This is a genomic window from Bacteroides intestinalis DSM 17393 (assembly GCF_000172175.1).
GTDB lineage: Bacteria > Bacteroidota > Bacteroidia > Bacteroidales > Bacteroidaceae > Bacteroides > Bacteroides intestinalis.
Genome location: NZ_ABJL02000007.1, coordinates 371,358 through 387,250, shown reverse-complemented (window position 1 = coordinate 387,250; position 15,893 = coordinate 371,358). Strand labels below are relative to the sequence as shown.

Genomic DNA, 15,893 nt, shown 5'->3' with positions numbered 1-15,893 from the left:
TTAACCTGATCGTTTTCCTGAATTCAGGAAAACGATCTATTTCCCTTTTACAATCCTCTTAATATCATTCAATTTATTCAACGCCTCCAACGGCGTCAGGTTATTCACATCCAGATTCAATATCTCATCCCGTATCTGGCAAAGAACCGGATCTTCCAATTGGAAGAAACTAAGCTGCATGCCGCCACGCGTTTCTCCCACTTCCGCCATCGGCTTACTTGCAATACCTTGCTGGCGATTATCCGCTTCCAGTTGCTTCAATATGTCATTCGCACGTTTTACAATGCTTTTCGGCATACCCGCCATCTTTGCTACATGGATACCGAAAGAGTGTTCACTGCCGCCACGTTCCAGTTTACGCAGGAAGATAACTTTATTATCCACCTCCTTAACGGAAACATTGTAGTTCTTGATACGTTTGAAGCTCTTCTCCATTTCGTTCAATTCATGGTAGTGCGTAGCAAACAATGTACGTGCTTTTGCTTTAGGATGCTCATGGATATGCTCTACAATCGCCCAAGCGATAGAAATACCGTCGTAAGTAGACGTACCTCGTCCCAGCTCATCAAAGAGCACTAAGCTGCGCGGAGACAGGTTATTCAAGATATCCGCAGCCTCATTCATCTCTACCATAAATGTAGATTCGCCAACAGAGATATTATCGCTGGCACCCACGCGGGTGAATATCTTATCCACCAAGCCAATATGCGCACTCTCAGCAGGTACGAAGCTACCGATCTGTGCCAACAGCGTTATCAGAGCCGTTTGCCTCAACAATGCAGACTTACCAGCCATATTCGGACCGGTAATGATAATGATTTGTTGCGAACTGCTATCCAGCATCACATCATTGGCAATATATTTTTCTCCTATAGGAAGTTGCTTCTCAATAACCGGATGGCGTCCCTGGCGAATATCCAGCACATCGTTATCTTCAATAACAGGACGTATATAGTTATTCTCACGCGCCACATTGGCAAAGGAAAGCAAGCAGTCCAGACGTGCTATCTGGTTTGCATTGACCTGGATGGCAGGGATAAACTCACTTAAAGCCTGTACAAGCTCTGTATAAAGCTGAGTCTCCAGGATCAATATCTTATCCTCGGCGCCGAGTATCTTTTCTTCATACTCTTTCAGCTCCTGCGTGATGTAACGTTCGGCATTTGCCAGAGTTTGTTTACGTATCCACTCCTGCGGAACTTTATCTTTGTGCGTATTACGGACTTCTATATAATAACCGAACACATTGTTGTAGCCGATCTTCAAGCTGGGAATTTCCGTCAGTTCACTTTCCCGCTGCTGTATCTGTAGCAGATAATCTTTACCGGAATAAGCTATCTGGCGTAATTCATCCAATTCGGCATTGACGCCCGACTTCATGACACCACCTTTGTTTATCAGCAACGGAGGATCATTATTAATCTCTTTTTCAATGCGGTCGCGAATGGACTTACAGATATTCAGTTGTTCACCGATACGGTTCAGGCTGGCATTATCCGCCTCCATACAGGCTTCTTTGATAGGTTCGATAGCCTGCAAAGCCACCTTCAACGCAACTACTTCACGCGGAGAAACACGCCCTACAGCCACTTTAGAGATAATACGTTCCAGATCGCCTATCAGATGCAGCTGTTCTTCGATCAGTTCCTTGAAATCCGGCTGACGGAAGAAGTATTCCACCACATTCAGACGTTCATTGATAGGCAACACATCTTTCAACGGAAACACCAGCCAACGTTTCAGCAAACGGGCTCCCATAGGGCTGATAGTCTTATCAATCACGTTCAGCAGGCTACTGCCGCCATCGTTCATGCTACCCACCAGTTCAAGGCTGCGAACGGTGAACTTATCCAAACGGACGTATTTATCTTCTTCAATACGTGCCAAAGAAGTGATATGTCCTATCTGGGTATGCTGCGTCATAATGAGATATTGCAGGATAGCTCCCGAAGCAATAATACCATTCTTGAGATGCTCTACACCAAAACCTTTCAGATTCTTCGTTTCAAAATGCTTCAGAAGTTTCTCACGGGCAGTGGTCTCTGTAAATACCCAGTCGTCCAGTTCAAAAGTAAAGAACTTACTTCCAAAGTTACCCTCAAACATACCCCGTTTTCCACGTTCAAAAAGCACTTCTTTAGGAGCGAAGTTATTCAATAGCTTGTCTACATAATCGAAAGGCCCTTCTGCTGTGAGGAACTCACCCGTAGATATATCGAGAAATGCCACACCGCACGCTCCTTTACCAAAGTGTACGGCAGCCAGAAAGTTATTTTCCCGGTAATTCAGTATATTATCATTGATGGAAACACCGGGAGTTACCAGTTCCGTAATGCCCCGCTTCACCAGCTTCTTGGTCATTTTCGGGTCTTCCAACTGATCACAGATGGCCACACGCTTCCCAGCACGCACCAGTTTAGGCAGATACGTATCCAATGCATGATGAGGGAATCCCGCCATTTCAACAGTCTTTCCTTTGCCATTGGCACGCTTAGTCAGAGTAATTCCCAGAATTTCGGCTGCAACAACAGCATCGGTAGAATAAGTTTCATAGAAGTCGCCGCAACGGAACAGCATAACGGCATCAGGATGCTTGGCTTTCAGGTCCAAGAACTGTTTCATCATCGGGGTAAGGACAATATCTTCTTCGCTCACAGTAGTTGTTCTTTATAAATTTATTAATAGGCAAAAGTGCAGCTTATTTTCGCAGCCATGCAAAGATAATTCTTTTTTAGAAAACAAATACTGAGGGGACTCAAATCCTTAGTAAGCCTTAACAAAAACAATACTTTTACTAAAACATGTTATAAAACACTCTTTTTTATTTGTTTTATTTGCAGATATCCCAGAAGTCCGTATCTTTGCACTGTGTTTTTCATAGTATTAGATTTAAGGTTAACAAAGGTTGGAGTACAGCGGTACTCCTTTTTTTATGCCCATACGTATTTTTATGCCCATACGTAACGTCAGACAGTAAAATAACCTTCACTTGAACTGATTTGTCCCCCTTTTTGCGCCTTTTGTACACCTGGTAATAGCAACTATTTTGCTTAATTTGCATTCAAAAGATTTATTACCATGAAAAAGAAGAAAATGAAAAAAGTATTTCTCTATTGCCTGACAACCATCTTTGCCACCGGAACCTACGCCCAAACTTACAACTGGGTAAGCAGCACAGAAGCCAACATCTGGCAACAATCTAAAGTAAAGTTACAATTGAGTACTAGACAGACTCCGCTCTTAGAAATCAGCGGAACGGAAGAAGGCACCACATTCAAAGCATGGGGAACCACCTTCAACGAACTGTGCTGGGATGCCTTGAACATGCTCGCCCGTGATGAACAGGATAACCTTCTAGAAAAAATGTTTTCCCCACAAGGAGATTTACGCTTCACAAGAGGAAGAATTTCGATGAATGCGAACGATTATGCCCGCAACTGGTATAGCTGCGACGAAGTATCGGGCGACTTCCAACTGAAGTATTTCAACATTAACCGTGATAAGCTGGCAATCATACCTTTCATCCGTGCGGCACAAAAGTACAATTCCGGGATGACATTCTGGATTTCTCCCTGGTCTCCTCCCAGTTGGATGAAAATCAACCATGACTACCCGGTGCGTAGCGACAAGACCAATAAAATGTCCTCGGAATCGAACATAGCCCTTTACGAGGACAATACTGAAAAACGTGAAGACGTGTTCCCCAAACAGCTGGCTGTAAACGACTATATGATACAAGACCCCCGCTATCTGCAGACGTATGCCAACTATTTCTGCAAATTCATTGATGCCTACAAAGAACAGGGAATTCCCATTGATATGGTCATGTATCAAAACGAGGCATACAGCTACACTCCTTATCCCGGTTGTGCCTGGACTGCCGAAGGCACCGTGCGCTTTAATGTGGAATATCTGGCTCCTACACTGAAAAAGCATCACCCGAAAGTGAAACTATACCTCGGTACCTTCAATACGAACCGCTACGACTACGTCGACAAGATACTTTCCGACCCGCGTATGCCACAAAGCATTGAAGGCATAGGTTTCCAGTGGGAAGGCGGACAGATATTGCCGAAAATCCGCAAAAAGTATCCCCAATATAAATATGTACAGAGTGAAAGCGAATGCGGTGGGGGTACCTTCGACTGGAGAGCGGGCGAACACACCTTCCATCTGATTAACCACTACCTGGGTAATGGCTGCGAAGAGTACACCTTCTGGAACAATACCCTCTGCGATAATGGTGAAAGTCCTTGGGGTTGGAAACAGAATGCTTTGATACATGTTGATTCAAAATCCCGTACGGCAACTCTTACACCGGAGTATTATGCTGTAAGACATTATAGCCAGTTCGTAACACCCGGTTCACACGTTATAGCTTACAAGCCTTCAACAGAAGGAAGAACACCGATTTTGGTAGTGGAAACTCCGGAAAAGAAAAAGGTAGTGATAGCCGGCAACTTCAACAACGAAGCCAAGAAAATAACCCTGAAATTAGGCAACCGATATCTGAATGTAGAGCTCCAGCCACATTCGTTCAATACGTTCGAAGAGAAATAAATTGATAAAAGTAATCATTATCCGGGTAATCGTATCCGAATAATGATTACTTTTGCCATGAAATTCAATCGTAGTCATCACAAAAGAAACACTGAACTTCTATTTTGAATAAAGATAACTGCCTTGGAAACAACAAAACAACCATGGAAGAAGAACATCATTTTACGAACGTACCCTACAATTACCCCTTATGCCTCAACCGTCAGTGTCCCAAAGCATCTACCTGCCTGCGACAACTGGTAGAGCAAGAAGTACCGGACAGCGCGGAGTACTGGGTAGTCATCAGCCCCAAATACCAGGCTAAACTGAAGGGTGCATGTCCCCATTATCGCTCCAGTCAAAAAGTGCAATATGCCAAAGGCTGCATGAATATCCTTGATAACCTGCCCCACAAGCAAAGACAACTCGCCATAATCCATCTGATGGAATACTTCAGCCGAAGAACCTATTACCGCATTCGCAAAGGCGAACGCCTCCTCAGCCCGGCCGAACAAAGGGACGTACAGAAAATCTTAAAACAGTGCGGTGCAACCGGAAAACAAGAGTTTGATGCTTACGTAGAAGACTACGAATGGTAGCAATCTCCCCTATCTACAGGTTAGTGATCTCCCATCTATAGATCCATGTTTTTGCCATGCCTGTGGCACTACTTTGCCATCGCAGTGGCACAACACTGCCACGCCTATGGCACGACTGTGCCAATGCGGTGGCAAGAAGTTGGCACATTGTATTATTACCACCTGTCCCCTTTACGGCTGTTTCAGATAATCTGAAGGTAACACCCCGAACTCCTCCTTAAAACACTGCCGGAAGTAAACCACACTATTTATGCCTACTCTGAAAGCAATCTCGGAAACATTATACCGACCTTCCAGCAATAAACGTTCAGCATACTGCATCTTTATCTTACGAACATACTCATTGGTAGACAACCCCGTCAATGCCTTCATTTTACGATACAATGTAGATTTACTCATGCACATGTTATCAGCCAGATAACCTATATCTATCTTTTCGGACGACAAACGGTCCTCTATCAACCGGTTTATCTTTTCAAGGAACTCATTATCCAATTTGTTCAGGGAGTCTGCCAGTAAAGCGCGTTTCTCATCCATATTGTGATGCGGGGTATTGGTATTAAGACGCTCTGCCAATCGCTTGCGAGATTCAAGCAAGTTGTTGATGCGACTATGCAGAAGGGTAGCACTGAAAGGTTTTGTCAGATAAGAATCAGCCCCTACTTGATAACCTTCTTCCTTATCCTGCAGAGAGTCTTTAGCAGTCAACAGGATAATGGGGATATGACTGGTACGTACATCTTCTTTCAACATTTTACACATCGTAATCCCGTTCATTATGGGCATCATAACATCACTTACGACAATATCGGGAATACAACTCAAGGCTTGCTCCATGCCTTGCTGCCCATTTGCAGCTGTTTTCACTTCAAAATCATCGGAGAAAGATTCAGCAATATAATTACAGATGTCTTGATTATCTTCCACTATCAGCAATATTCGCTTTCCGTTGGAGGTTGACTCCGGAACTTCCTCTTTTTCTTCCTTTCCATCTACTGATGTCCTCTCCGGTGAGTCGGCATGCAATACATGAGGGTAGGTATTGTCCGTCAATAAATAAACATAGAAAGTACTGCCTGTTCCCAAGATGCTTTCCACCCGTATCTCCCCCTCATGTAATGTCACCAGATTTTTCACTAATGCCAGCCCGATACCTGTACCCGAAGCCTGATGATCACCTCCTTCCTGATAATAACGGTTGAAAATATTGGGTAACGCCTCGGGAGTAATGCCAAAACCCGTATCACTTACTTTTATTTCGGTATAATTGATATTATCCCGTACCACATTACGTAGTCCCAAGCCGATAGAGCCTTTTTCAGTATACTTAATGGCGTTGGAAATGAGATTATCTAGAACAATAGTCACTACTTCTTTATCAAAATACAGAGGCATATCGTCTTTTTCCAATTCGATATGGAATTCAATGTTCGGCTTACGGTTCAGTTCTTTATACTTAAGTCCTATTTCGTACACCAGATTGGCTATATTATCATGAGCCACGCAAAGTTTCTTATTCTGCGTTTCCGTCTTCCTGAATTCCAGTATCTGATTGATCAGATTTAGCAATCGTATCGCACTCTGATGGATAACTGATATCTTTTGAGCATCCTTGTTAGAAAGCGAATTACTCTTCTGCATATCTTCCAGCGGCCCCAGTATTAAAGTCAGCGGTGTACGAAGCTCGTGCGTGATGTTAGTATAAAAACGCAGACGCTCCTGATTCAATTCTTGTTCCTGCACATGGTTCTTCTTTTCCAGATCGTAGAGAACTTCCATGTCGAGCTTTTTTTTGTAAGCATAAAGAATAAGGAACAGAATAGTAGCACTCAACAATATATAGCTGCATTTTACCCACCAAGTCAGCCACAAGGGAGGAACAATATGAATATCCAGCGTTGTAACCTCATCGGACCATTCTTGGTTCTTAACACGGGTTTTTACCAGAAAATGGTAATCACCGGGAGGTATATTACGGAAAGTAACACTATTGGGATCCGTCACCGTATACCATGCATCTTCAAGCCCTTTCAGCATATAAGCATACTCCACCTGATTGACTAATGCATAATTCCGTATATTAAAAGTGATATTGAAGCTGTTCTGCATGTAACCCAGCCTTACTTTCGACTGTCCGTCAATAGCTACCACTTCTTCATTGCTTCCCGCATTGCCTAAAGGAGCAAATATCTTCATCTCTGTAATGACAGCCGCAGGAGCTTCACGTTTTGCCAGAACAAAATCCGGATTAAAATGGCACAATCCGTTAATAGAGCCGAAATAAATCTCCCCATTCTGATCTTGCGCTACACTACCACTCATAAAGTTTCCCATCGGCACATTATCCCAGTGGTCATAATTATAGAAAATTCCTTTATCCTGTACTAAACAACTGATGCCCCTATTTGTACTCACCCAAATATTATGGTTAGCATCTTCCGTTATAGCAAGTATGTGAGTATTGGTCAAACCTTCTTCACGGCGGTAAACCTTATATTCCCAATCGGGCAATGAAGAAAAACAGACCAGCCCTTCTCCTGTTCCGACCCATATATTCTTTCTGCTGTCTTCATAAATAGCATTGATAGTATTGGAAGGAAACAGGTTCTCAATATTAAAAAGCTTGATATCCTGTAACTCACTATCTCCTACTCCCAGCCCGCTGCCGAAAGAACCTACCCACAAATGTCCCCGGGAATCTTTCAGGACACAACGAACCAGATTATTCTCAAATTCATAATGGCCTATAATCTTTTTATCAGCCAAATCGACCTTGTAAATACCACGGCTAGTACCAATCCACAAAATACGCTGATCGTCTTCATAAAACGAACGGATATCCTCATATTCTATTTCTTTGAGGAAATTCCGATAAAACATCTTTCTTTTTGCATCGTAATAATTCACACCACCCATAAACAAGCCAAACCACAGATTATCTTCCGAGTCACGCAATGAAGCCAATACGGAATTTCCTCCCATATCTTCTGTATCTTCCAGATAAACAGCTACCCGCTTGCCTTTATCAAAGACATTGATTCCACCTCCATCTGTCCCGATCCACAATTTACCCTGACTATCCACACAAATGCTACTTGCTGTTTTATTATTCAAACGGCTCATGGAGTTCTGATTGGGAGAATAGTAATAACCGCTAAATAATGGTGGTTCATAGCTTAGGAAATTTATGCCGCCACCCCATACACCGGTCCATATATTCTTAAATGAATCCTGAAAAATGCACCTCGCACTTGAGTTAGACAGACTGTATCCATCGTCTCCTTCCCTGATATAATGAAATTGGGTCTGCTCGGGCAATAGAAACAAACGTTGCGACAAGTCCATTATAGCTATTCCACCAAATTCCATGGCTATCCACAACTTATTGCCGTCAAGCTGCCGGATGTCATAAATATAATGTGAAAGATTCCCATCTGAATTAAACTGGATAAAATTTTCCGATTCCGGATTAAACAATGCCAATCCCTTATTCGTACCTACCCAGATATTATGGTTCATATCCTTATACACACATCTCACTTCATTACCCGGCAAACTATTCCGGTTATTCGGATCATGAACAAAGTTTCTTACCTTCTTATCTTTTATGGAGAGAATACTGAAGCCGTGATGTACATGTCCTATATACAGTTTACCATTACCTCCGTCAGCCACAGTCCAGATATTATCACTTGCCAGTCCCGGTACGGTTGCAGTATTGTAATGAGAAAAATGGCCGGTTCCTTTATCAAAGTATTCTATTCCTTTCCAATAAGTAGTTACCCACAAATTTCCATCATCTGCAGCAATAATATTGGTAACATCATCCGTAATGATACTTTCAGGTACAGCCTCATTATGCCGATAGAATGTAAAAGTATCGTTTACATAATCATAGGCATTTAGTCCGGCTCTTTGCGTACCAATCCACAAAATGGAGTCCTTCGGATCGTCCAACAGGCAGTTCAATTCATTTCCTGTAATACCATATCCGTTCCTTGTTTCATTCTTATAGTAAGTAATGAAACGTGTTCCGTCGAATTTATTCAAACCTTCTTCGGTTGCAAACCATAGAAAGCCCTCCTTATCCTGGGCTATACTAACTACATAGTTATTAGATAATCCCTTCTCTATCCCTAACTGCCTGACAGCATAAGGCTGTGCCGACAAAAGGATAGGTATCAACAAGAAATAAAGTAAAAATCTGCTTTTCATGACATCAGTTTTCTATTGCAATTCAAAAATAGAAATAAAATCTCTATTTCAGATACACAAATCGTTCATTGCACGATTTACATCCCCTTACTGCAAGATTTATACAGCTTGAGAAGCTAAACATAGCTTATATTTGCACCACCTAAAAGTGATATTTTAGTAAATAATGTATCAATTGTTTAACTTTAAAAGTAATATTTATGAAGAAGCATTTCTTTAATGCCACCCTATTCTGGGCATTTTTATCGCTGGCTTTATGGACTACAGGATGTAGCGACGACGATGGCTATCCTGATGTGGACGGACAAAGCCCAACAATGACATTGGCTACAGACCACATCGAGTCTGGTGCAGGTCATCGGTTTACGATTGAAGGCACACTGACGGATAAAGATGGAATCGCATCCATCAATCTGTTGTGTACAGACCTTCATTTGAACAAAACCATCGATTTAATCGAAATCTATGGCGCACCCAAAGAAACGTATGATTTAAGTTACTACTATGACATCAAGAGAGACGAGATTGGCGAACGTTTCACGGTGAAAGTGACGGTGACCGATGTAGGCGGACGCAGCGTTTCGCAGGATGTATTGGTGACGATGGACGGAGACTTTGCAAAACCAGTCTTCACAGTTGCCCCCGATAAAGAAGTGACTGTGCTGATGAAGAGTGAGACAAAGTACAAACTCAGCTTTACAGTGACAGACGACCGCATACTGGACTATGTAATTGTCAACATTCCCGGCATCAACGGGTTCGACAACCGACGTGTGGACGCTGCCGATGGACAAAGTACTTTAACCTTTGCCGAGAAGATAGACCTTCCGAACGAGGTGAAAGATTACGACGTGACCCTCACTGCCGTTGATACAAAAGGAAATACCACTGTCACAACTTGCGTGCTTAAGGTGTCTGAAATGCCCGACTTCCCCAAAATGTATCTGGCAGATGTGGCTACGGTAGAGGAACTGAACAGTGACGTATTCGGTGTGCCGATGGTAATCACTCATACGGCTCCCTATCAGTACAAGGCCAACTATTATAACCAGAAAGCCGGTACCGAAATCTTCTTCTTACCGCAAAAGAGCGATTTCGCTCCGATTTGCTTCGGTTTGGATCCGGAAGACAGCAACAAGCTGACGGACGACCCCGAATCGGCCAAACCAATTGTGCTGGATCAGGCAAACGTTTACTATGAGATTACATTCGATGTAAAGGAGGGTAACTACAACGTGAAAACGTATTCAATCGCCGAGGCCATTGATCCGGTACCTCATGAATTCGGTTCAATCAGCCTTGATACCTGGGGAGACGGCGGTTCTTGGTTGCAGGAATTCTATTTCGGCTACATGACGAGCGGTCCGAAAGAAATCCAGCGCTTCACGCAGGATGCCACGAATCCGCATCTCTACACTCTGGATACTCCCTTATTCCTGGAGGCAGGCACAACGATGAACTTCGTAATACACAACTGGCATCATGACGGCTGGTGGAACTACTGTACCTGGCGTGCCGACGACTCTGCCAATCCTGAAATCATGGGCTATTACGGAAATACAGTCAACCCCGAATGGAGAGAAAAAGTGGAACCGAAGAACTGGGTAGGAGATAACTGGGTGAAACCGGCAGTCAATGTCACCGGTAACTATAAGCTGATATTTGATGCTCATCTGGGACGTGCAAAAATAGTTCCCGCCAATTAATTAAGTAATATTAGATTGAACAATATGAAAAAGCAAATATTATTATTGTGTCTGGCGTTGATCAGCCTATGTGGCTATGCACAGACCACAGTGAAGGGTGTTGTGACTTCAGCCTCCGACAAGGAACCGCTGATTGGAGCAACGGTACAGATAAAAGGCGCCGGAACAGGTACCATTACCGGTATAGACGGTGATTATTCGATAGCGAATGTTCCGGCCGACGCTGTGCTTGTATTCTCGACCATAGGTTATGAAACACAAGAAATACAAGTTGGCGGACGAACGGTTATCAACGTAGTGCTGAAAGAGGCTGCCGAATTGCTAGACGAAGTGGTGGTCATCGGTTACGGTACAGTGAAGAAGAGTGACTTGACCAGTTCCATTTCTACCGTGAAGGGTGAACAGATCACTGAAACAGTGACCGGCAATGCCATGGATGCTTTGCAAGGCAAGGTAAACGGCGTGCAAGTGATTGGCGGTGGTGGCCCGGGTACTACTCCGAAAGTAATAATTCGTGGTGTCACTACGGTAAATAAGACAGCTCCCCTTTATGTGGTAGACGGTATGCCGGTAGGGGATAATATCAACTTCCTTAACAGTAACGACATCAAGTCCATGGAAGTACTGAAGGATGCTTCGGCTGCTGCCATCTATGGTACACGTGCTTCCAACGGTGTTATCTTGATTACGACCAAGAAAGGTATCGCAGGAAAAACAAATATCAGCTTTAGTGCCTCCGCCGGTTTTCAGACGATAGCCAAGCCTTCTGTTGCAGGTGTGGCTGAATACAAAGAGGTGTTCAACACGCGCTTCACCAATGATGGTACTCAACAGTCTCAGTGGAAAGATACCGGCGCTACAACCAACCCCGGTGGTACAGACTGGTGGGACGAAGTGGTGAACAAGACTGCTTTGGTGCAGAATTATTCACTCGGCATATCCGGAGGTACGGATAAGTTGGTTTATAGTCTTAGTTTAGGCTATTTCCGGAATAACTCACAGTATGATTATGGCTATTGGGACAAACTGAACGTTCGACTCAATACAGAATACACATTCAATAAATATGTAAAAATGGGCTTTGACATTGCTCCACGTATGGAATCGTGGGACAACACTCCCAACTTATTCTCCGCTGCCATGTCTATGGATCCTACTACGCCCGTTTTTAGACCTCAAGACCAATGGGTAGACAATGAATTCAACAATTACGAACGCTCTTACAATAATCAGGAATGGAATCCGATGGGATCATTAGCCCGCCAGAATGGCCATTCACGTGAGATGGGGGCCATTTTGAACAGTTACTTACAGGTGAACCCTATTCAGAAGTTGACTTTGCGTACTCAGTTTGCTACCAATGCACACTATCGCCGGTCTGACGACTTTACACCGAAATTCTTTATCGATACTTTGGAAAAGGCTGACTTGAGTAGTGTTTCCCGCCAGTCCCAAGAGTGGCTCGACTGGAACTGGACGAATACGGCCACATATATGGATACGTTTGCCGAAAAGCATAACATTAATGTAATGGCCGGTTTCACCGCCGAACGGAACGCTTGGTTCAACACCAAGGCTTCACGCGATGATGTCCCCAACAATATGGGCCTTTTGCATGAAGTGAATGCTGGTACAGACAATCAGAAAGGAGAGGGAGAGACTTCTTATAATTCGATGATCTCTTATCTGGGACGTGTAATGTATAACTACAATGACCGTTATTATCTGACTGCCTCTTTGCGTGTCGATGGCTCTTCACGTTTCCCTGTCGGAAATAAATATGCTTTCTTCCCTGCTGTATCAGCGTCTTGGCGTGTCATCAACGAAGACTTTATGAGAGACCAGAAAGTCTTTGATAATCTGAAATTACGTGGTGGCTGGGGACGTGTCGGTAATCAAAATATCAGTAATGATGCAACTCTGACTTTGCTTGGCCAGGCCGATTATGTGTTTGGTGTAAATCCCAATCGTGTGACTGGTACCATGGTATCGAATGTAGGTAACAATACGTTGATGTGGGAAACTGTGGAAGACTGGAATATAGGTGTAGATATGTCATTCCTGGATTCTCGCTTGGATATGACTTTCGAATACTTCCAGAAGAAATCCAAAGACATGCTTTACGAGAAGCAGAACTTGTTCGCCATCGGCTACCCAAGCTGGAACAGTAAGGTATGGATGAACATCGGCAGCATGAAAGCAAGTGGCTGGGAATTGAGTTTGAACTGGCATGACCAGATAACTAAAGATTTCAAGTATAATGTAGGTGTGAACCTTTCTACCGTGAAAAATGAAGCTGTGAAATTCTCTGGTGACGGCCCTATCCTGACTGGCGGGTTCAATGGTGACCAGATTATTCGTAACGAAGACGGTGGTCTGATTTCTCGTTTCTATGGTTATGTGGCAGACGGTATCTTCCAGAATTGGGATGAGGTATATGCTCACACCAACGAGAACGGTAAATTGGTGCAAGATAAGGCAAAACCGGGTGACATCCGTTTCAAGGACTTGAATCATGACGGTACGTTGGACGAAAAGGATAAGACTTGGATCGGTAATCCTTATCCTGACTTGATGCTTGGCCTGAACTTAGGCTTCGCCTATAAGAACTTTGACTTTACTGCCAATTTCTACGGTACGTTCGGAAATGATATCTACAACAAGACTAAAGGCATGTATTCCGGTGCAAGCGGACAGAACGTATGGGCCGGTACATTGCAAAAGGCATGGCACGGTGAAGGAACAAGCAATGACATCCCGCAACTATCCTACGCCGATTTGAACCTGAATTATAGCAGAGTATCAAGTTTCTTTGTAGAAGACGGTTCGTATATGCGCTGCAAGCTGTTGCAATTGGGATATACACTTCCCAAGAATTGGGTTGGTGGAGCAGACCTGCGCATTTCATTCTCTGCACAGAACCCGTTCACCATCACCGGTTATTCCGGTATGGACCCTGAACGTCCATTGATGGATGGCAGTGTGATTGAAACCGGTATCGACGGCATTGCTTACCCGAATCCGCGTACTTTCTTGTTTGGCATTGACTTTAAATTTTAATCCGTGATACAGATATGAAACAAATATTCGTAATATTGACATTGATTGCCTCGCTGACATTCACTTCTTGTGATGACTTCCTGAATGAGGAAGTGCGGGGAAAACAAAACTTGGATACTTATTTCCAAAACGAGGATGAAATCCAGTCATTTATTACCGGTTGCTACCAAGCCATCACTTTCGGTGGATGGTGGAACATCAATACGGTATGGCTGCTTTCTGAAATGTGTAGCGATGATGGCTGGATGGGAAATACTACCCAGAGCCAGAGCGATTATATTTCTTTGGCGCATTATCAGGGTACAGGGCAGAGTAATGGAGCCATCTCCAATTTCTGGCAGTATCGCTATAAGGGTATTTTGCGTTGCAATGTAGCCATTGACCGCATACCGCAGGCCACTATCTTGAATGAGGAACTGAAAAACCGCCTTATAGCCGAGGCTCGCTTCCTACGTGCTTATTTCTACTTTGAACTGGTAAGAAACTTTGGTGGTGTGCCTCTGATTACAGGCTTCTTGTTGCCTGAAGAAATACAGGGCATCGAGCGTGCTTCTACGGCAGATGTATATAAATTCATAGAAGATGACTTGAAAGCCGCCGCGGCAGCATTGCCGAAACGCAGTGAATATGCAGCCACTGATATGGGACGTGCTACAAGTGGTGCGGCTCAGGGATTGCTCGGCAAGGTCTACCTCTATCAGGAAAAGTGGCAGGATGCACATGACGTATTAAAGACGGTTATCGACTCCAAGGAATATAAGCTGATGGACAATTTCGGTGATGTATGGAGCGTAGACCACAACAACAATGAAGAGAGCCTGTTTGAAGTGCAATACATGTACGATGGTACGTATGCTTTGGGGGGTGCCCTGTCCGTGATTACCGGTTCACGTAACGGTCCCGGCGACGGATGGTCCTGGGGACAGCCGACCGCTAACCTTGAACAAGCCTATATCGATGCCGGTGATACGGAACGTCTTCGCTGGACTATCATCAAGACCGGATGTACAGAGATTGCCGGTGAGAACAATTTCGACGAGTTTGTGGAGAACAGTAAAAATATGGCTCTTTACGATACTTATATCGAGAGATACGGTTGGGATCCCGAATGCTATATCATTGACCCGGCGCAGCATAAATCCGCACGTATTGTACGCAAGTATTTCGTACCCATCGAAAAGCGTCCGGAAGTTTATAACATTGACAAGATTCCCTTAGATCACCGTATCCTGCGCTATGCCGACGTATTGCTGATGTATGCCGAGGCTTGTAACGAGCTGTCTATAGACACTGATGCCCGCACCGCCCTCAATGAAGTGCGTAGTCGTGTCCATCTGGCAGATGTGACAGCAAGTGGCAACGAACTCCGTAAAGCCATTCGGCTGGAACGCCGACTGGAACTGGCATGGGAGCAGAACCGCCTCTACGACATCCGCCGCTGGACCGATGATAACGGAAAAAAGATGATTAGTAACCTGATGGGACCTGACGGAACATTCGTGAAGTGGAATACCGACGAAGCAACCCGTGACGCCCTCGAATGGGAGAACCAAGGTGAAGCAAGCGACAAAGGTCGTGGCTTTACGGAAAGCCGTGACATGGTGTTCCCCATCCCTTTGTATGAAATCACGATGTCCAATGGTTCTATTATTCAGAATCCGGGCTGGAACTAATCCTTTTCTATAAAAATAGATTGCTTCAGAAATTATAAATCAGTAGGTCTTTATATCTTTGTCGCGGGTAGTTTGTTGAGGATTATCCGCGACATTCTTTT

General features: G+C 44.0%; 7 protein-coding genes. 5 read left to right on the top strand and 2 right to left on the bottom strand.

The genetic code is table 11. From position 1 onward, the window contains the following. Nucleotides 1–36: 36 nt before the first annotated feature. On the bottom strand, nt 37–2,625 hold the full coding sequence (gene mutS, locus BACINT_RS05510) for a DNA mismatch repair protein MutS (protein WP_044154794.1): 2,589 nt from the start codon (nt 2,623–2,625) through the stop codon (nt 37–39). A 453-nt stretch (nt 2,626–3,078) separates the two neighbouring features. Here mutS and BACINT_RS05500 point away from each other — a divergent pair, with 453 nt between their 5' ends. Together BACINT_RS05500 and BACINT_RS05495 are read left to right on the top strand one after the other, a co-directional pair. After that, a complete protein-coding gene (locus BACINT_RS05500; protein WP_007661234.1) occupies nt 3,079–4,560 on the top strand; it encodes a glycoside hydrolase family 30 protein in 1,482 nt (493 codons plus the stop codon). 143 nt (nt 4,561–4,703) lie between these two features. Beyond that, nucleotides 4,704–5,138 carry a DUF6078 family protein gene (locus BACINT_RS05495; protein WP_007661228.1) on the top strand — a complete coding sequence of 145 codons (435 nt, stop codon included), beginning with the start codon at nt 4,704–4,706 and terminating at the stop codon, nt 5,136–5,138. Nucleotides 5,139–5,309: 171 nt separating this feature from the next. On the opposite strand, the gene BACINT_RS05490 is transcribed toward BACINT_RS05495, so the two are convergent. Beyond that, on the bottom strand, nt 5,310–9,353 hold the full coding sequence (locus BACINT_RS05490; protein ID WP_007661226.1) for a hybrid sensor histidine kinase/response regulator transcription factor: 4,044 nt from the start codon (nt 9,351–9,353) through the stop codon (nt 5,310–5,312). Nucleotides 9,354–9,553: 200 nt separating this feature from the next. Between BACINT_RS05490 and BACINT_RS05485 the strand changes: the two genes are divergently transcribed. The 3 genes from BACINT_RS05485 to BACINT_RS05475 are packed head-to-tail and all read left to right on the top strand — an operon-like array spanning nt 9,554 to nt 15,792. Further along, a complete protein-coding gene (locus BACINT_RS05485) occupies nt 9,554–11,059 on the top strand; it encodes a hypothetical protein (RefSeq protein WP_007661224.1) in 1,506 nt (501 codons plus the stop codon). 24 nt (nt 11,060–11,083) lie between these two features. Further along, nucleotides 11,084–14,119 carry a SusC/RagA family TonB-linked outer membrane protein gene (locus tag BACINT_RS05480; RefSeq protein ID WP_007661223.1) on the top strand — a complete coding sequence of 1,012 codons (3,036 nt, stop codon included), beginning with the start codon at nt 11,084–11,086 and terminating at the stop codon, nt 14,117–14,119. Between the two features lie 14 nt (nt 14,120–14,133). Then, on the top strand, nt 14,134–15,792 hold the full coding sequence (locus BACINT_RS05475; protein ID WP_007661222.1) for a RagB/SusD family nutrient uptake outer membrane protein: 1,659 nt from the start codon (nt 14,134–14,136) through the stop codon (nt 15,790–15,792). The last annotated feature ends 101 nt before the right edge of the window (nt 15,793–15,893 follow it).

Bases quoted from the DNA above. Each gene is read 5' to 3' on its own strand.
- BACINT_RS05500 (WP_007661234.1), top strand. From the start codon at position 3,079: ATGAAAAAGAAGAAAATGAAAAAAGTATTTCTCTATTGCCTGACAACC.
- BACINT_RS05495 (WP_007661228.1), top strand. From the start codon at position 4,704: ATGGAAGAAGAACATCATTTTACGAACGTACCCTACAATTACCCCTTA.
- mutS (WP_044154794.1), bottom strand. From the start codon at position 2,625: ATGATGAAACAGTTCTTGGACCTGAAAGCCAAGCATCCTGATGCCGTT.
- BACINT_RS05475 (WP_007661222.1), top strand. From the start codon at position 14,134: ATGAAACAAATATTCGTAATATTGACATTGATTGCCTCGCTGACATTC.
- BACINT_RS05485 (WP_007661224.1), top strand. From the start codon at position 9,554: ATGAAGAAGCATTTCTTTAATGCCACCCTATTCTGGGCATTTTTATCG.
- BACINT_RS05490 (WP_007661226.1), bottom strand. From the start codon at position 9,353: ATGAAAAGCAGATTTTTACTTTATTTCTTGTTGATACCTATCCTTTTG.
- BACINT_RS05480 (WP_007661223.1), top strand. From the start codon at position 11,084: ATGAAAAAGCAAATATTATTATTGTGTCTGGCGTTGATCAGCCTATGT.